We start from the raw sequence: 17,283 nt of genomic DNA on the forward strand, positions 1-17,283 counted from the left end.
CCCAGTGTCCCCGCCGCCCGTGCCCCTCTCGCCAGCCTTGCCCGCCGCGCGCTGGCAGGTGCGGCTGCTGGGCGAGCTGTCGCTGCAGGACGGCCAGCGCACGCTGATCCGGCTGCCCAGCCGCGCGGCGGCGGCGCTGCTCGCTCGGCTCGCGCTGTGGCCCGAGCGGGCGCATGCGCGGGAGGAACTGGTCGAGTTGCTCTGGCCGGGCGTGGCGTTGGACGTGGGACGCAACCGGCTGCGGCAGACGCTGTCGGTGCTCAAGCAGCTGCTGGAAGCTGGCGGCGGGACTGTGATCCTTACCGAGCGCCAGCACCTGCGCGCAGCGCCCGGCGCGTTCGCTTGCGACGCCTTGCAGTTCGAGGCCGACTGCCGCGCCGGCCGCTTCGAGGCCGCACGTGCGCTGTACCGCGGAGAGCTGCTCCCCGGCTTCTACGACGACTGGGTGGACGACGAGCGCATGCGCCTGGCCGCACTGGCCGAGGCCTTGCCGGAAGCAAGGCTTGCGGCCCCGGTGCCCACCGGTCCCGCGCCCTTGCCTGCACCCTGGACCCCCGCGCTGCCGCTCTATCTCACCCCTGCCTTCGGCATGGCCGCTGCACGCGAGCGGCTGCGCCAGGCCTTGCGCCGGCAGCGCCTGGTCAGCATCGTCGGCCCCGGTGGCAGCGGCAAGACGCGACTGGCAGTGGAAGGCGCGCGTGAACTGGCCGAGGCAGGTGGCGACTGGCCCGGCTGGCTGCTGTTCGTGCCCATGGTGCAGTGTTTCGATGCAGCCCAGCTGGTGGACAGGCTGCTGATCACGCTACAGCTGGACAGCCATGCCGCCGAACCGCTTGAGCAAGTGCGCCAGGCCCTCGCCGGGCGCACCACGCTGCTGGTGCTGGACAACCTGGAGCAGGTCGCGCAGCCGGCCGCCGAGCTGGTGACCGAGCTGCTGGCCACGCTGCCGACGCTGCGCATCGTCACCACCACGCGCCAGGTGCTGGGCGTGGACGGCGAGCAGCTGCTGGCCGTCGAGCCGCTGCCTTTGCCCGCCGCGGGAGACAGCGCCGAGCAGATGGTCGCCAACCCCGCCGTGGCCTTGTTCGTGGACCGCGCCCGCGAACGCCGCAGCGACTTCCACCTGAACCCGCAGAACGCCGCGGCCATTGGCGAGCTGGTGCGGCTGCTCGAAGGCCACCCGCTGGCCATCGAGCTGGCAGCCGCGCGGGTGCGCAGCACGCCGCCGACCCAGTGGGTGCAACTGCTGGACAGTGCCCGCACGCAGGTCGCACTCGGCCGCGCCAGCAGCGACACGCTGGCCCTGCTGGCGCGCGCCGGCCCACGCGGTGCGGCCGACACCCGCCATGCCTCGATGCTGCAAGTCATCGCCTGGAGCTGGCGCCTGCTGGACGACGGCCAGCGCAGCCTGCTGGCCGCGCTGGCGATGTTCGACGGCGGCTGCGACGCGGCGGCAGCACGCGCCGTGGCCGAACCTGAAGCCTCGCCGGCCCGTGTGCAGCAGACGCTGGACGAGCTGGTCGCCAGCTCGCTGATCGTCATGCACGAAGCACCCGGCGACGCCGCGCGCCCGCCGCGTTTCACACCCTACGAAACGGTGCGCGAATACGCCGCGGCGCAGTTCGACGACGCCCAGCGTGCCGCTTGGCGCAGCCGCCACCGCCAGTGGCTGTGCCACCTGCCCACGCTGGACGGGCCCACGCCTGACCTGGCCCGGCTGCGCCACGAACTGCCCAACCTGCTGCTGGCCCTGGCCAGCGCCGTGCACGACGTGCAGGCAGCAGAGGCCTGGGCCATCGTCTGGGCCCACCGTGCGGCGCTGACCGACCTGACGCTGCCCGCCACCGGCCTGGCCACACTGGAAGCTGCGCTGCAGGCCACGCCGGAACCCGCGCTGAAGCTGCTCGGCCACGCGGTGCTGGCCGCACACGGCTTCGAGGCCGGCTTGCACGTGGCGGCGCTTGCGCACGCCGACGCGGTGCTGGCGCTGATCGGCAAACCGGGCATCGTCCCGCACGCGCCCGAACTGCCCGCGGACTTCATCGACCAGCGTCCCGAGCCGCTGGCGGCGTGGGCGCTGGGCTGGGCACTGCGGGTGCGCATGCGAGTGGGCCAGCCCATGGCCGAGGACGACGCCTGGCTGCTGGCGGCGCTGCAATCCGCCGAGGCGGTGAAGGCCGATTCATTGCACGCCCGGCTGCTGGGTCTGCAGGCCTCGCTGATCATGCGCAACCGCAATGACCATGCCGGTGCAGAACCGCTGCGCCGCCGCGTGCTGGCGCTGTGGGCCGGCAGCGGCAACCGGCTGCGTGCCAACGAGGGCCGCATCGCGCTGGCCATCAACCTGGGCTTCCAGCGCCGCGTGGCCGAGCAACTGGTGCTGCTCGGCGAAGTGGAGGCCGAAGCGCGTGCGCTGGGCCAGTCGCGCCTGCTGTGCTTCACGCTCAGCGTGCGCGGCTATTGCCTGGGCGACCTGCGCCGCCACGCCGAAGCGCTGCAGGCCTTCCATGCCTGCCTGGAAGAAGCCGTGAAGGCGCTGGCCTGGCGCGAGCTGTTCTACGGCCTATGGAACCTGCCGCGCGCGCTGGCCCACCTGCGCCAGCCCGAACGCGCCGCCACTGTGATGGGTTTCGCGCAGGCATTTTTCGCCGAACGCTTTGGCATGCTGGGTCCGGAAGACACCCGCGAGGCACGGCGCACGCGCTGGTTGGTGGCGCTGCAGATCGGCTGGCCGGCCACCGAAGCAGCCTGGCGCGCCGGTGCGACGATGTCGCTGACGCAGGTGCTGGCGCTCAGCAAAGGCTGATCAGGCCCAGGCCTGGCCGCCGTTCCATTCGTATTCTCGCCAGTCGTCCGGCACGCTGGGGATCACGTCCAGCACGTCGAAATGGGCCTCGGAAAGGAAGGGATTGGCGCGCAGCGTGTCCGCTGCGGCACGGTATTCCGGCAGGTCGGTGGTGTGCCACACCAGCACGTCCGAACAACGGCCATGGAAGGCGCCGGCGTTGAAGAAGCGCAGCCGCACCGAGGGGAAGCGGTTGTAGATCTCGGCCATCGCGTCGTCGGCAAGCGCATGCCGTTGCTCGGCCTCCAGCGCCAGCCAGCGGGTCGTGGCCTTCAGCAGCATGAACAGGGTGTAGGGGCGGGCGGGCATGTCAGGTCCAGTGCGGGGTCGTTCACGTTCGCACCCGGCGCGGCCGTCAATCGTGTTGACGCCACCCCGGGCACAGGCCCACACTATGCGAGTTCCTGCTCGTATTTCCAACTCGCATTTCTCGCCCACCAAGTCCGTCGATGAAAACCGCCGTTTCCCCACGCAAGGCGCCGCGCCAGGCGCGCTCGCAGGCCACCGTCACGGCCATCCTGGACGCCGCGGCTCGCGTTTTGGTCGAGCGCGGTTATGCGGCGGCCAACACCAACCTGGTGGCAGAACGCGCCGGTGTCAGCGTCGGCTCGCTGTACCAGTACTTCCCGAACAAGGACGCGCTGATCACCGCGCTGCACGACCGGCATTCGCGCCAGATGGACGAGGTCATGGACCGCGCTTTCGCGCTGTCGCAAGACCTGCCGTTCGACGAAGCGCTGCAGCTCATCATCGAAGGCGTGGTCGAGGCCCATCGCGTGGAGGCCGGGCTGCACCGCGTGCTGGAGACGCAGCTTGCGGGCCTGGACATGCTGAGCAGCCATGAAGAAACCGAAGCCCGCATTGCCGAGCAGATGGGCCACCTGCTCGCGCGCTACCCGGACCAGGTCCGCGTGCCCAACCTGCGCCTGGCCGTCTACATGCTGATGCACTCGCTGCATGCGCTGGTGCACGCGGTGGTCGCCACCCGGCCCAGTGGCGTCTCGCTGAAAACCGCCACCCAGGAAATCGTCCGCATGACGCGGCTGTACCTCAGCTCGCCACCCACCGCCGGCTGAACGGGGCCGCTGGCTATCATCGGCGCCCGATGCAACGCTGGCAGCTCTCCCGCAACGAGACCGCGCTGCTCGACCACATCTTCTGGTCGAGCGGGCTGTCGCGTGACGCGCTGTCCGGTCAGGCCTCGTTTTCGAAGAGCCGCACCAACGCGGCGGTCGCCGGGCTGCTGGCCCAGGGCGTGATCGAGACGACCGAGGAGCAGGTTGCCACCGGCGGGCGGCGGGCACAGACGCTGCGGCTGAGCCGCCGGCTGGGCGTGCTGATCTCGATCGCGATGGGCGCCACCGGCGTGGAGGTCGGCGTGCTGGCGCCGGACCTGACGCTGCTGGCCCACCACAGCGAGCCGGCCAATGTGCGCGACGGCCCGGCCCTGCTGCTGGCCCGCATCCGTGCGCTGATGAAGCTGCTGCTGCAGCAATGCGGCGCCAGGGCGGCGGATGTGATTGCGATCGGCATCGGCGTGCCGGGGCCGGTGGACTTCGGGCTGGGGCAGCTGGTCAACGCGCCGCTGATGCCCGAGTGGGACGGCTACCCGATCCGCGAGGACCTGAAAGCAGACTTCAGCGCGCCGGTCTTCGTCGACAACGACGTCAACGTGATGGCGCTGGGCGAGCTGTGGCGGCTGGGCCGCTCGCTGCCGAACTTCCTGGTGGTGAAGGTCGGCACCGGCGTGGGCTGCGGCATCGTCTGCCACGGCCAGGTCTACCGCGGCGCCAACGGCTCGGCAGGCGACGTGGGCCACATCTGCGTGGACCCGAACGGCCCGCGCTGCCACTGCGGCAACCTGGGCTGCGTCGAAACCATGGCCGCCGGCCCGGCGATGGTGCGCGCCGCCACCGAAGCGGCAGAAGCCGGCAGGAGCCCGCCACTGGCCAAGGCATTGGAAAGCGGCAAGCCGCTGCGTCTGCAGGACGTGGCGCTGGCCAGCCGCGCGGGCGACGCCGCGGCCCATGCCATCGTGCAGCGCTCCGGCGCGCTGATCGGCCAGATGCTGGCCTCGGTGGTCAACTTCTACAACCCGTCCCACGTCTTCATCGGCGGCGGCATCCAGCGCATCGGCCCGCTGTTCCTGGCCGCGGTGCGCCAGAGCGTCTACCACCGCTCACTGGCGCTCTCCACGCGCCACCTGGAGATCCAGTACACGCCGCTGGGCGAGCGCGCCGGGCTGATCGGCGCGGCGGCGCTGGCGATGCAGGAACGCCTGCGGCCTTTGCTGGCTTGAATCCGGCCGCGGCCAACTTCGACCCGAATTTGGTCTAACTTTGGTCTTGCTGGGCCGAAGCAGCGCTCATAGGATCGCCCTCAATCAAAAAGCGCCGGCTTCCGACCGGCGCGAGGAGACCCATGCTGGCGCTTTCGTTTCAGGACGTCGTCAAGGCGTTTGGCCCGGTGCAGGTGCTGCACGGGGTCAGCTTTTCGTTGGACGCGGGGCGCATCTACGGCCTGCTGGGCGAAAACGGCGCTGGCAAGTCGACGCTGATGAAGATTGCCGCCGGCTACGAGACGGCCACCGCGGGCCAGCTGTGCCTGGACGGGCAGCCGGTGCGCTTTGCCAATTCGCGGGACGCCGAGGCCGCCGGCATCGTGCTGATCCACCAGGAATTCAACCTGGCCGAGGACCTGACGATTGCGCAGAACATCTTCCTCGGGCACGAGAAGAAGAAACGCGGCGGCTGGCTGGACGACGCAGCGATGCGGCGCGAAGCTGCGGCCGTGCTGCAGCGCGTGGGCCTGGAGCGCGACCCGGACACCCGGTTGCGCCAGCTGATCGTGGCCGAGAAACAGCTGGTCGAGATTGCCAAGGCGCTGGCGCGCAACGCCCGCCTGCTGATCATGGACGAACCGACCGCGACGCTGACGCCCGGCGAGACCGAGCGCCTGTTCGCGCTGATGGCCCAGCTCAAGGCCGGCGGCACCACCATTCTCTACATCTCGCACAAGCTCGATGAGGTGGAGCGCATCACCGACGAAGTCGTCGTGATGCGCGACGGGCGCTTCATTACCCGCGCCGCAACTCGCACCCTGAGCCGCGCGCAAATGGCCAACCTGATGGTGGGCCGCGAGCTGTCGGACCTGTTCCCGGCCAAGCAGCCGCCGCCGACTGATGCGCCGGTGCGGCTGCGCGTGCAGGACCTCACGGTGCCCGGCTGGGCCCAGCAAGCCAGCTTCGAGGTGCGCGCGGGCGAAATCCTCGGCTTTGCCGGGCTGGTGGGCGCCGGGCGCACCGAGCTGTTCGAAGGCCTGCTGGGCTTGCGTACCAGCAGCGCCGGGTGCATCGAGATCGACGGCCAGGCCGTCACCCTCCGCAGCCCGCGCGAGGCCGCCGACCTGGGCCTGACCTACCTCAGTGAAGACCGCAAGGGCAAGGGCCTGCACGTGGCCATGGGCTTGACCGAGAACCTGACGCTGATGAACCTGCGCCAGTACGCCAAGCCCTGGCTGCGCAAGGACCAGGAGCGCCAGGCGCTGGGCAATGCGGTGCGCGAGTTCGGCATCCGCACCGGCTCGCTGTCGCTGCGCGCCTCGTCGCTCTCTGGCGGCAACCAGCAGAAGCTGGCGCTGGCCAAGGTGCTGCAGCCCGGCCCGAAGGTCGTCGTGCTGGACGAGCCGACGCGCGGCGTGGACGTGGGTGCCAAGCGCGACCTGTACCTGTTGATCCACCAGCTTGCCGCGCAGGGCTGCGGCGTGATCGTCATCTCCTCGGAACTGATCGAGCTGATCGGCCTGTGCCACCGCGTGGCGGTGATGCGGGCCGGCCGGCTCACCACCACCCTGCAGGCGGATCGCCTGAGCGAAGAGGCCTTGATCGCCCATGCAACAGGTGTCCACTCGCCTCAAGGGCCGGGCTTCGCCCAACCCGCCCCCCGAGGGGAACCAGAAAGCTTGGGACGGCCCGGCGCTTTCTTTTAACCCCATGACCCCCAACATCCTGAGCACCCCGGCCAGCGACTGGCGCACTCACTGGCACCGGCTGCGCAGCATCGGGCCCGTGCTGGGCCTGGTGCTGCTGTGCATTGCCGGCACGCTGCTGAACAGCGAATTCGCCTCGCTGGACAACGCGATGAACGTGCTGACCCGCACCGCCTTCATCGGCATCATCGCGGTGGGCATGTGCTTCGTCATCATCTCGGGCGGCATCGACCTGTCGGTGGGCTCGATGGCCGCGCTGATCGCCGGCTGCATGATCCTGCTGATGAACGCGCTGGCCGCCAAAGGCTGGTCGCCGCTGGCCAGCGTGGGCGCCGGCATGGTGTTCGCGGTCGTGCTGGGCGCTGGCTTCGGGCTGGCGCACGGGCTGCTGATCACGCGCGGCCGCATCGAACCTTTCATCGTCACGCTGGGCACGCTGGGCATCTTCCGCGCCTACCTGACCTACTTCGCCGACGGCGGCGCCATCACGCTGGACAACGCGCTGTCAGACGTCTACAGCCCCGTTTACTACGCCAGCTGGCTGGGCGTGCCCATCCCCGTCTGGGTCTTCGGCGTGGTCGCGGTCATCGGCAGCCTGATCCTGAACCACAGCGCCTTCGGCCGCTACGTGCAGGCCATCGGCTCGAACGAGCAGGTCGCGCGCTACGCGGCGGTGAACGTGGACCGCATCAAGGTGCTGACCTACATGCTGCTGGGCGTCTGCGTGGGCATGGCCACGCTGCTCTACGTGCCGCGGCTGGGCTCGGCCTCGCCGACGACCGGGCTGCTGTGGGAGCTGGAGGCGATTGCCGCGGTCATCGTCGGCGGCACCGCGCTGCGCGGCGGCGCTGGCAGCGTGGCCGGCACCGTCATCGGCGCGGTGCTGCTCTCGGTCATCGGCAACATCCTGAACCTGACCAACATCATCAGCGTGTACCTGAATGCCGCCGTTCAGGGCTTCGTGATCATCGCGGTCGCGTTCACGCAGCGGCGCCGGCCGTAGACACACAGGCACCTCTTTCTCGTTCCCTTCGGCAGCCACCAGAAGGCTGTCTTGCCCAACCACAACAGGAGACATGACATGAAATTCCGCACCCCTGCACGCATTCGGTTGCTGGGCCTGGCCGCAGCCGCCAGCCTGGCCTTCGTCGGCCAGGCCGCATTGGCGCAAGCCGCGCCGGTGAACCTCGGCGTCGTGATCCCGTCGGCCACGCACAGCTTCACCGCCGGCATCGTCTTCTGGGCCAACCAGGCCAAGAAGGACCTGGAGGCCGCGCATCCGGGCATGAAGGTCACGGTGAAGACGGCCGGCGGCGCGCCCGAGCAGGCCAACCAGCTGCAGGATCTGGTCACCGTCACCAAGATCAACACGCTGGTGATCTTCCCGTTCGAATCGGCTGCGCTCACCAAGCCGGTCGCCCAGGTCAAGGCCAAAGGCGTCTATGTCACCGTGGTCGACCGCGGGCTGACCGACACCTCGGCGCAGGACGCTTATGTGTCCGGCGACAACACCGCCTTTGGACGCATCCCCGGCGAGTACCTGGGCAAGGCGCTGGGCGGTAAGGGCAACATCGTCGCGCTGCGCGGCATCCCCACCACCATCGACAACGAGCGCATGGACGCCTTCAACGCTGCGCTGAAAGCCTACCCAGGCATCAAGCTGCTGGATGCCAAACCCGGCAACTGGAACCGCGACGATGCCTTCAAGGTGATGCAGGACTTCCTGACCCGCTTCAAGCAGATCGACGCCGTGTGGGCGGCCGACGACGACATGGCCATCGGCGTGCTGAAGGCCATCGAGCAGGCCAAGCGCAGCGACATCAAGATCGTCTTCGGGGGTGCAGGCGCCAAGGGCATGGTCAAGACGCTGATGGACGGCAGCAACCCGCTGATCCAGGCCAACGTCTCGTACTCGCCGAAGTTCATCTACGACGCGATCAAGCTCACCGCCGAGGCGCGGCTGAAAGGCGAGAAGCTGCCGCCCAACACCATCATTCCTTCGGTGCTGATCACCAAGGAAAACGCCAAGCAGTTCTATTTCCCGGACTCGCCTTTCTAAGTCGACTACAGGAGCGCCCACATGGCCAGACCCATCACCTTGTTCACCGGCCAGTGGGCCGACCTCCCGCTGGCCGAGCTTGCGCCGCTGGCCAAGCGCATGGGCTACGACGGCCTGGAGCTGGCCTGCTGGGGCGACCACTTCAACGTGCAGGCCGCCCTGGCGTCGCCGCGCTACGTCGAGCGCAAGCGCGAGCTGCTGGCCGATCACGGCCTGCAGTGCTTCGCCATCGGCAACCACCTGACCGGCCAGGCGGTGTGCGACCGCATCGACGAGCGGCACCAGGCCATCCTGCCGCCGCATGTGTGGGGCGACGGCGATCCCGAGGGCGTGCGCCAGCGCGCCGCGCGCGAGATGCAGGACACCGCGCGCGCCGCGGCCAACTTCGGCGTCAAGACCGTCACCGGCTTCACCGGTTCGTCGATCTGGCATGCGATGTACGCCTTCCCGCCCACCTCGCAGGCCTACATCGAGCGCGGGTTCAGCGACTTCGCCACCCGCTGGATGCCCATCCTCGACGCCTTCGAAAAACACGACGTGGACTTCGCGCTCGAAGTACATCCCACCGAGATCGCGTTCGACACCGCCTCGGCCCAGCGCGCGCTGGAGGCCGTCAAGCAGCACCGCCGCTTCGGCTTCAACTTCGACCCCAGCCACCTGGCCTACCAGGGCGTGGACTACATCGGCTTCATCCGCAGGTTCGGCAAGCGCATCTTCAACGCCCACATGAAAGACGTGTGGTGGCACAAGGGCGACGGCACCGTGGGCACCTTCGGCGGCCACACCGCCTTTGGCGACGCGCGCCGCAACTGGGACTTCCGCAGCGTGGGCCGCGGCATGATCGACTTCGAATCGCTGATCGTCGCGCTCAACGACGTGGGCTACGCCGGCCCGCTCAGCGTCGAATGGGAAGACAGCCGCATGGACCGCGTGCACGGCGCAACCGAAAGCGCCGCCTACTGCCGCCGGCTGGATTTCGCGCCCGCCGGTGTTGACTTCGACGCCGCCTTCGCTCGGGACGCCCAAGGCGGAATGGCCGGCTGATGGCGCAAGCATTTCCCCGCAAGCTGCGCTACGCCATGGTCGGTGGCGGGCGCGACGCCTTCATTGGCCAGGTGCACCGCGCCGCGATGGCGCTGGATAGCCGCTACGAGCTGGTCGCCGGCGCGCTGTCGTCCCAGCCGGACAAGGCCATTGCCTCCGGCCGCGACCTGGGCCTCTCGCCCGCGCGCAACCACGGCAGCTGGCAAGACCTGCTGGCGCACGAGCTGAACCTGCCGGCCGAGCAGCGCGTCGACCTGGTCAGCATCGTCACGCCCAACCACGTGCACCACGAAGTCGCCCGCGCGTTTGCCGACGCCGGCCTGCACGTGGTCTGCGACAAGCCGCTGGTGCACACCAGCGCACAGGCCGAGGACCTGGTGCGCTTGGTCGCCGAGCGCGGCACCGTCTTTGGCGTGACCTACAACTACACCGGCTACCCGATGGTCCGCCAGGCGCGCGAAATGGTGCGGCAAGGCGTGATCGGGGAGATCCGCAAGGTCGTCGTCGAGTACCACCAGGGCTGGCTGGCCAAGGGCGTCGAGCAGGCCAGCAACAAGCAGGCCGAATGGCGCACCGACCCCGCCCGCAGCGGCATTGCCGGTGCGATGGGCGACATCGGCTCGCACGCCGAAAACCTGGTCGCCACCGTCACCGGCCTGGCGGTCGACCGCATCTGCGCCGACCTCACCGCCTTCGTGCCCGGCCGCCGGCTGGACGACGACGCCAGCCTGCTGCTGCGCTTCCACGGCGGCGCGCGCGGCGTGCTGTTGGCGTCACAGATCGCAGCCGGCTTCGAGAACGACTTGCGGCTGCGTGTCTTCGGCAGCGAAGGCAGCCTGGACTGGCGCCAGGAAGACCCAAACCAGCTCGTGCACGCCCCGCTGGACGCCCCGCGCCGCGTGCTGACGCGCGGCTCGCCGTGGCTCTGCGAATCCGCCCGCCGCGCCAGCCGCCTGCCGACTGGCCACCCCGAAGCCTTCCTGGAAGCCTTTGCCAACGTCTACCTCGGCGTGGCCGAAGACATTCACGCGCGCTTGGCCGGCCAGCCGGCCGACCCGCTGGCGGCGGACTATCCACGGGTGGAGGATGGCGCCCGCGGGGTGCGGTTCATCGAGGCGACCGTGGCTTCGGCGGCGAGTGAGCAGAAGTGGACGGCGTTTGAAGGTCTTGGCGACCACCGTGCGACGGACTGAACTGTCCGCACTGCATCAGAAGCAGCGACCGCCGACGGCTTGACATCCGTCATCCGCCGGATGGCATATACTTCCGCCATATCCCATTCAAGTGCCACGCAATGAGCATCACCACCGTCTTCACCAACAACCGGTCCCAGGCCGTGCGTTTGCCAGCAGACGTTCGCCTCCCAGAAGGCGTCAAGAAAGTACAGGTGCGCGCCCGGGGCGTTGACCGCATCATCTCGCCGGTAGGGCACACCTGGGACGAGTTCTTCCTGAACGGACCGCGGGCGTCAGAGGACTTCATGGCTGAGCGTGGCGAGCAGCAGCAGGCCGAACGCGAAGGCTTCTGACGTCGAAGCTGTCATGCTCAAGTACCTGCTCGACACCAACATCGTCATCTACGTCATCAAGCGGCGTCCGATCGAGGTGATGGGCGTATTCAACGAAAACGCTGGCCGTATGGCGATTTCTGCCATCACCTTGAGCGAGCTTTACCACGGCGCCGAGAAGAGCACCAAAGTCGCGCAGAACCTGGCGGTGGTGGAAGAGTTCTCCAGCTTGCTTGAGGTGCTGCCCTACACCGCGAAGGCCTCACTGCACTACGGCACCATCCGCAGCGCCTTGGAAAAGGTGGGGCGACCCATCGGGGTGAACGATCTGCACATCGCAGCCCACGCCCGCAGTGAGGGACTTACGCTTGTCACCAACAACATCGGTGAGTTCGAGCGGGTGCCCGGCCTCTTGCTGCAGAACTGGGTCGCCAACCCGTCCGGAGGCTGAACGAACTCGTCGGCCATGTAGCGGGGGCGCGTCAACTGGCACAAGCCCTGCCCTTGTCAACCGCCGGCCGACTGCCCCGTGAACACCGCCAACTGCGCCGCAAACGCCCGCTGGTAGGCCGGTCGGGCTTCGCCGCGGGCGACGTAGGCAGACAGCCTGGGGAATTCGTCCAGCAAGCCTGACGGCTTCAACCTGAGCAGCACCGCGACCATCATCAGGTCGCCGGCGCTGAACGCGCCGTCCAGCCAGTCGGCGTCGCCCAGACGGTTCGACAGTTCACGCAACCGGACGCGGATGCGGTCCTTGACCAGCGGCAGGCGTTGTTCGGACCAAGGCTTGTCTCCCTCCGCGAACCTGGCGGTTTGCAGGTCCAGGATGGGCGGCTCCACTGTGTTCAGCGCAGCAAACATCCAGGTGATGGCGCGGGCCCGCGCATCCGCATCGGCAGGTAGCAGGCCTGCGTGGCGCTCTGCGATGTGGAACACGATGGCTGCGGACTCGAAAAGGACCAGGTCACCTTCCTCGTAAGTCGGAATCTGCCCGAAGGGATGCAGCGCGAGGTGGGCTGGCGCTTTCATCGCCTCGAAGGAGACCAGGCGAACTTGGTAAGCCTGGCCGGCTTCTTCGAGCGCCCAGCGAACGCGCATGTCACGGGCCAGCCCCTTGCCGCGGTCGGGCGAGCGTTCAAAGGCGGTGATGGTGGGGATCATGGTCGACTTCTCCTTTGCTGAGTCTCGTCGGATTCCTCAACACGACGTTCAGGACCGACCTGAATCGACATGGCCCGTGCATCGCTTCGCCCGATGGACGCTCACCCGGCCGGCTGCCGCGCCACCTCCAGGTAGCAGCGCAGCATCAGCACCAACTCCTTCAGCGCGGGCGCGCCGCCGCCTGGCAGGTCATCGGCCTTCAGCTGGTTCGCCGCCTTCATAGCCTGCTGCACGACCGCCGCGACGGCGGCCAAGCGCTGGCGGCTCAAGCCTGCGGCGGTGGCGGGCGGCGCCAGCGTTTCGATGACCCAGCGCCGCACCCGGCCTCGCACCTCGGCGGCCAGCGGGCCGGTGGCACCGGCCGAGTCCTCCACCAGCACGGCAAAGGACGGATGTGCCGCGCGGAAGGCCACCAGCGCGCCACAGAGTTCGCCGGCCAGCGTGGCCAGGTCGGCCCGCGCGGTGCATTCACGCAGCGCATCCAGCGTGACGAACAGGTCCTCGGTCTGCTGCTGCAGCAGCGCCTGCACTCATGAGCCTGCGGCGCGCCGGTAGAAGCGGCGCACCAGGGCTCGATGGCCCACGTGCTGCCGCGGCTGGGCCAGCTGCAGTCCACGGCCCAGGTGCTGGCAGCGCCCTGAGCGGGCCGCCCGTCCAAGTTCACGCCGCCGGTCGCAGGCCCCGAATGGCGTTTGCCTTGGCGCTGCAGCGGATGCGGCCGTCCGCGTTCGGACGCAAGCGCTCGTGCAGCCGAACCGTCAAGCGTTCGACATCGGCCGGCGCCATCGTGGTCAGCCGAGGGGCCAGCCGCGGCCCGCTTTGGGCCACGCGCCAGAAAGTGTCGAAGTCGTCAAAGCTGCGCTGGACGTGGATTTCCTTTGTCTCGACCGCCACCAGCCCCGCCTCGGTCCACAGCGTGCGCATCGCGTCCATGCGCGAAGCGTCCGCGCGCGGTGGCCACAGCGGCGGCACGCCGAGTGCGGCCATCTCCTCCTGCAGCACGGCAAAAGGGAAACCGCCACCAAGAATGTCCCAGGCGTAGGCCGACACGCTGCCGCCCGGTTTGACCACTCGCGCCATCTCGGCCACGCCCCTGGCCGGCTCGGGCACGAAGAAGATGACCAGGGCCATCACTGCGGCGTCGAAGGCCGCGTTGGCAAAAGGCAGCGCCATCGCGCTGCCCTGCTGCAGCTGGACTGGCTGGCCGGCGAGGCGGCCGCGCGCATACAGCAGCTGTTCCTCCGATGGATCGAGGCCTTCGACCGCGCTCGGCGCGCAGCGCTGCAACAGCAGCTCGGTGAACGCACCGTTGCCGCAGCCCACGTCCAGCCAGCGCTGACCAGGCGCTGGCGCCAGCCACTGCAGGAACTGCTCGCCGGCCAGCCGGCTCCACTTGCCCATGAAATCCTCGTAGGCGGCCCCGTCGTCAAAGCGGATCTGCTGCTCGTCCATGGCATGTTCCGGGTGGGTTGGGATGGCTGGATTCTGAACCGCGCCCGCTCAGACGCGCTCGTGTCTTCGGGCTGGTCTGACAGGCTGACGCAGGAAGAACGGGGCCGCCAAGCGCGAGACAGCGGGGGAACTGCCATGCGTCTCTGCTTCAACCCTGTGGGCATTGGGGCCGAAATGGTGGGGATGTCCATGCCCGCCCCTGTCCAGCTGCTCGGTTTTCGCCTGCGCATCGCGCACACCCGGCAAGACCTGCTGGCGACCTGCAGCGTTCGCGCCGGGGCTTACGGCCGGCACCTGCCGCAGTTGCAGCAGTCCCTGCTCGCCCCGGACGACATGGACATCGACGAGCACAGCAGCGTGCTGCTGTGCGAGGAAAAGCGCAGCGGCACGCCGGTCGGCACGATGCGGCTGCAGCACAGTTTCGGTGGCCCGCTGCAGATCGAGCACAGCGTGGCCATGCCGGCCGAGGTGCTGGCCTGCCCGCGTGTGGAGCTGACCCGCTTCGCCGTGGCGCAGGGCGCGGATCCGCTGGTCAGGCTGGCGCTGATGAAGGCCGCGTTCCTGCACAGCCGAGCCGCTGGCGTGCAGCTGATGCTGCTGGGCGCGCGCAGCCCGGCGCTGGTTCGCCTCTACCAGCGGCTGCAGTGCAGCGAGCTGTTCGGCACCGGCGCCAGCTTCCCGCTGCAGCATGCAGGCGGCTTGCCGCACCGGGTGCTGATCAACGACCTGCGCAGCGTGGAGCAGCGCTGGCGCGCCGCCGGCCATGCCTGGCTGGGCTTCATGCTGGACACCTGGCACCCGGACATTGACCTCACCAGCGCCCGGCCGGCATCGGCCCCGGCAGACCGGGCACTGCCGCTGGCCGCCTGAACCGCGCCACCAGCGAGGCTTGCGCAGCCTTGCCTCAATCGTCCGCGTTCGGATCCAGTTCCGGGAACAGCACTTCGGTGAAACCGAGCTTGCGCAGGTCAGCCATGCGGGTCGGGTACAGGCGGCCGATCAGGTGGTCGACCTCGTGCTGCACCACGCGGGCGTGGAAGCCATCGGCCTCGCGGTCAATGGGCCGGCCCTGAGGGTCCAGGCCCTGGTAGCGGATGCGGCTGTGACGGGGCACCAGGCCGCGCAGGCCCGGCACCGACAGGCAGCCCTCCCAGCCCTCCTCCAGTTCGTCTGACAGCGGCGTGATGACCGGATTGATCAGCACCGTCTGCGGCACCACCGGCGCTTCGGGATAGCGCGGGTTGTGCTGGCCGGAGCCAAAGATCACCAGCTGCAGGTCCACACCGATCTGCGGCGCGGCCAGGCCGGCGCCATTGGCCGCGGCCATGGTGTCGAACATGTCGGCGATCAGCGCGTGCAGCTCGGGCGTGTCAAAGGCGGTGACGGGTTGGGCGATGCGCAGCAGACGCGCATCGCCCATCTTCAGGATGGGGTGGACAGCCATGGCAGGGATTCGGAACGAAAGAAGCCGGGGCGCCAAGCTTAAGGCCGAAAATGACGGCAACAGAATCGTTGACCCCTTGACTCTCTACCCGCTTCAGGGTTTCCAATCGCGGCTGCCTTGTTGCCCACTGAATTCCCTCCCTTCGTGACCAAGCTCATCGCGTTGCTGCTTGCCTTGCTGATACCGCTCCAGTTCGCCTGGGGCGCAGCCGCGACCTATTGCGAGCACGAAAGAGCGCCGCAATCGGGCGCGCACTTTGGGCACCATGCACATGAGCACCAGGGCAGCGCCGATCCGTCGGCGCAGGGCAAGCTCAGCGTCGACAACGATTGCAGCTTCTGCCATGCCGGCGCGCCCGCGCTGGTGGCACCGGCCCTGCAGGCGCTGGGCGCGGTGCCCCGCGAAAGCCTGGCCGAAGGCCCGGACACCGCCGGCTCTTCTGCCCTCGCAGAAGGACCAGACAGGCCACAGTGGCCCCGTCTCGCCTAGCCGGCGGGACGAAAGGACTGACCCCAAGCCATCCGTCTCGCCGAATCCCTGGAACCACCATGAGATTCGATGAGAACACTTCTATTGCCGCTCGGGCTGGCGGCGACTTTGCTCAGCCCCTTCCTGGCGCAGGCCCAGCCTGCGTCGCCCCTCACCCTTGAAAAAGCGCTGCAGCTTGCGAGTACGGGCAGCCCTGTCCTGTCCGCTGCGCAGCGCGAACTCGAAGCGTCGGACGGTGCGCTGCAGCAGGCAGGCGCCTTCCCCAACCCTGCGCTGAACGCCTCGGTCGAGGACACCCGGCGCGCCACGCGCACCACCACGGCCACGCTGGACTTCCCCATCGAGCTGGGCGGCAAGCGCCAGGCGCGGGTGACCGCGGCCGAGCGCAGTCAGGACCTGGCGCGGGCCGAACTCGGCAACGCCCAGGCGCAACTGCGCGCCACCGTCATTGCCAGCTACTTCTCGGTGCTGCTGGCCCAGGCACGCGTGCAGCTGGCCGGCGACTCGGCCGCGCTGGCCACCCGGGCCGCGGATGCGATTGCCAAGCGTGTGGCCGCCGGCAAGGTTTCGCCTGTGGACGAAACCCGGGCGCGTGTCGACCAGGCGAACGCGCAACTGGAGGCCGCCGAGGCGGTCGCCGAGCTGCAGGCCGCGCGCCACGGCCTGGCGGCCCTGTGGGGCGACGAGCAGCCCGGTTTCTCCGAAGTGACCGGCGATGCGAGCCAGCTGCCCAGCCCGGTGGCGCTGCGTGAGCTGCGGCAACAGCTCGACGCCTCGCCGGCGCTGCAGGCCAGCCGCATCGAAGCCAGCCGCAGGCAGGCGATGGTGGAAGTCGAGCGCAGCAAGGCCGTGCCCGACATCACGCTCAGCCTGGGCGCCAAGCGCGACAACGAACTCGGCCGCACGCAGGCGGTCATCGGCGTGTCGATTCCGCTGCCGCTGTTCGACCGCAACCAGGGCAGCGTGCTCGAAGCCGGCAGGCGCGCGCTGCAGGCCGAAGATGCGCACCGCGCCACGCGCCTGCGGCTGCTGGGCGAGCTGCAGCAAGCCACCAGCCAGCTCGCGCTGGCCCGCAGCTCGGTGCAGACGCTGCAGGACACCGTGCTGCCGGCCGCGCAACGCGCCTTCGACGCGGCAAGCCAGGGCTTCGAAGCCGGCAAGTTCGGCTTCATCGACGTGATCGATGCCCAGCGCGCGCTGCTGCAGGCCCGCAGCCGCTACCTGAACACGCTGTCCGGCGCCCACCAGGCCGCCGCGACCATCGACCGCCTGCTCGGTCGCTAAACGCATTCCTT

18 protein-coding genes are annotated in these 17,283 nt (G+C 69.1%); 13 read left to right on the forward strand and 5 right to left on the reverse strand.

Going from position 1 to position 17,283, the window contains the following annotated elements:
* The first annotated feature begins 4 nt into the window (after positions 1-4).
* A complete protein-coding gene (locus AC3WR5_RS25035; RefSeq protein ID WP_492487975.1) occupies positions 5-2,806 on the forward strand; it encodes an ATP-binding protein in 2,802 nt (933 codons plus the stop codon).
* Here the strand turns inward: AC3WR5_RS25035 and AC3WR5_RS25040 are convergent, their stop codons facing one another.
* Entirely contained in the window at positions 2,807-3,154 is a 348-nt protein-coding gene (locus AC3WR5_RS25040; RefSeq protein WP_141290949.1) for a darcynin family protein, read from the reverse strand.
* A 140-nt stretch (positions 3,155-3,294) separates the two neighbouring features.
* Between AC3WR5_RS25040 and AC3WR5_RS25045 the strand changes: the two genes are divergently transcribed.
* The 9 genes from AC3WR5_RS25045 (at position 3,295) to vapC (ending at position 11,893) form a co-directional block, all read left to right on the forward strand.
* Entirely contained in the window at positions 3,295-3,921 is a 627-nt protein-coding gene (locus AC3WR5_RS25045; protein ID WP_492487977.1) for a TetR/AcrR family transcriptional regulator, read from the forward strand.
* Between the two features lie 29 nt (positions 3,922-3,950).
* Positions 3,951-5,144 carry an ROK family protein gene (locus AC3WR5_RS25050; RefSeq protein ID WP_492487979.1) on the forward strand — a complete coding sequence of 398 codons (1,194 nt, stop codon included), beginning with the start codon at positions 3,951-3,953 and terminating at the stop codon, positions 5,142-5,144.
* Positions 5,145-5,266: 122 nt separating this feature from the next.
* Positions 5,267-6,832 carry a sugar ABC transporter ATP-binding protein gene (locus tag AC3WR5_RS25055; protein WP_492487980.1) on the forward strand — a complete coding sequence of 522 codons (1,566 nt, stop codon included), beginning with the start codon at positions 5,267-5,269 and terminating at the stop codon, positions 6,830-6,832.
* Positions 6,833-6,836: 4 nt separating this feature from the next.
* The gene (locus AC3WR5_RS25060; protein ID WP_492487982.1) at positions 6,837-7,835 is read left to right on the forward strand and encodes an ABC transporter permease; all 999 of its coding nucleotides are present in this window, start codon (positions 6,837-6,839) and stop codon (positions 7,833-7,835) included.
* Between the two features lie 78 nt (positions 7,836-7,913).
* Entirely contained in the window at positions 7,914-8,891 is a 978-nt protein-coding gene (locus tag AC3WR5_RS25065; RefSeq protein WP_492487984.1) for a substrate-binding domain-containing protein, read from the forward strand.
* A gap of 21 nt (positions 8,892-8,912) precedes the next feature.
* Positions 8,913-9,935, forward strand: coding sequence for a sugar phosphate isomerase/epimerase family protein (locus AC3WR5_RS25070; protein WP_492487986.1), 1,023 nt, complete (start codon positions 8,913-8,915; stop codon positions 9,933-9,935).
* The gene (locus AC3WR5_RS25075; protein WP_492487988.1) at positions 9,935-11,128 is read left to right on the forward strand and encodes a Gfo/Idh/MocA family protein; all 1,194 of its coding nucleotides are present in this window, start codon (positions 9,935-9,937) and stop codon (positions 11,126-11,128) included. Before AC3WR5_RS25070 ends, AC3WR5_RS25075 begins: the two co-directional genes overlap by 1 nt.
* Before the next feature lie 101 nt (positions 11,129-11,229).
* Positions 11,230-11,463, forward strand: coding sequence for a type II toxin-antitoxin system VapB family antitoxin (gene vapB / locus AC3WR5_RS25080; protein WP_141289446.1), 234 nt, complete (start codon positions 11,230-11,232; stop codon positions 11,461-11,463).
* Between the two features lie 13 nt (positions 11,464-11,476).
* Complete coding sequence (gene vapC / locus AC3WR5_RS25085) at positions 11,477-11,893, forward strand: type II toxin-antitoxin system tRNA(fMet)-specific endonuclease VapC (RefSeq protein WP_492487990.1); 417 nt, start codon at positions 11,477-11,479, stop codon at positions 11,891-11,893.
* A gap of 56 nt (positions 11,894-11,949) precedes the next feature.
* Here vapC and AC3WR5_RS25090 read toward each other — a convergent pair whose 3' ends face one another.
* The 3 genes from AC3WR5_RS25090 to AC3WR5_RS25100 form a co-directional block, all read right to left on the reverse strand.
* Complete coding sequence (locus AC3WR5_RS25090; protein WP_492487992.1) at positions 11,950-12,603, reverse strand: glutathione S-transferase family protein; 654 nt, start codon at positions 12,601-12,603, stop codon at positions 11,950-11,952.
* 101 nt (positions 12,604-12,704) lie between these two features.
* Positions 12,705-13,133, reverse strand: coding sequence for a hypothetical protein (locus AC3WR5_RS25095; protein WP_492487994.1), 429 nt, complete (start codon positions 13,131-13,133; stop codon positions 12,705-12,707).
* A gap of 130 nt (positions 13,134-13,263) precedes the next feature.
* Positions 13,264-14,055: a class I SAM-dependent methyltransferase gene (locus AC3WR5_RS25100; RefSeq protein ID WP_492487996.1), complete on the reverse strand. Its 792-nt coding sequence runs from the start codon at positions 14,053-14,055 to the stop codon at positions 13,264-13,266.
* 189 nt (positions 14,056-14,244) lie between these two features.
* Here AC3WR5_RS25100 and AC3WR5_RS25105 point away from each other — a divergent pair, with 189 nt between their 5' ends.
* Positions 14,245-14,925 carry an N-acyl amino acid synthase FeeM domain-containing protein gene (locus tag AC3WR5_RS25105; protein WP_492487998.1) on the forward strand — a complete coding sequence of 227 codons (681 nt, stop codon included), beginning with the start codon at positions 14,245-14,247 and terminating at the stop codon, positions 14,923-14,925.
* 34 nt (positions 14,926-14,959) lie between these two features.
* Here the strand turns inward: AC3WR5_RS25105 and def are convergent, their stop codons facing one another.
* Positions 14,960-15,499: a peptide deformylase gene (def, locus tag AC3WR5_RS25110; RefSeq protein WP_492488000.1), complete on the reverse strand. Its 540-nt coding sequence runs from the start codon at positions 15,497-15,499 to the stop codon at positions 14,960-14,962.
* Between the two features lie 144 nt (positions 15,500-15,643).
* On the opposite strand from def, the gene czcI reads away from it, so the two are divergent.
* Together czcI and AC3WR5_RS25120 are read left to right on the forward strand one after the other, a co-directional pair.
* Complete coding sequence (czcI, locus tag AC3WR5_RS25115) at positions 15,644-15,988, forward strand: cation efflux protein, CzcI family (RefSeq protein ID WP_492488002.1); 345 nt, start codon at positions 15,644-15,646, stop codon at positions 15,986-15,988.
* Positions 15,989-16,057: 69 nt separating this feature from the next.
* Entirely contained in the window at positions 16,058-17,272 is a 1,215-nt protein-coding gene (locus AC3WR5_RS25120; RefSeq protein WP_492488005.1) for a TolC family protein, read from the forward strand.
* The last annotated feature ends 11 nt before the right edge of the window (positions 17,273-17,283 follow it).

Source organism: Ideonella sp. FW305-24 (assembly GCF_058788035.1).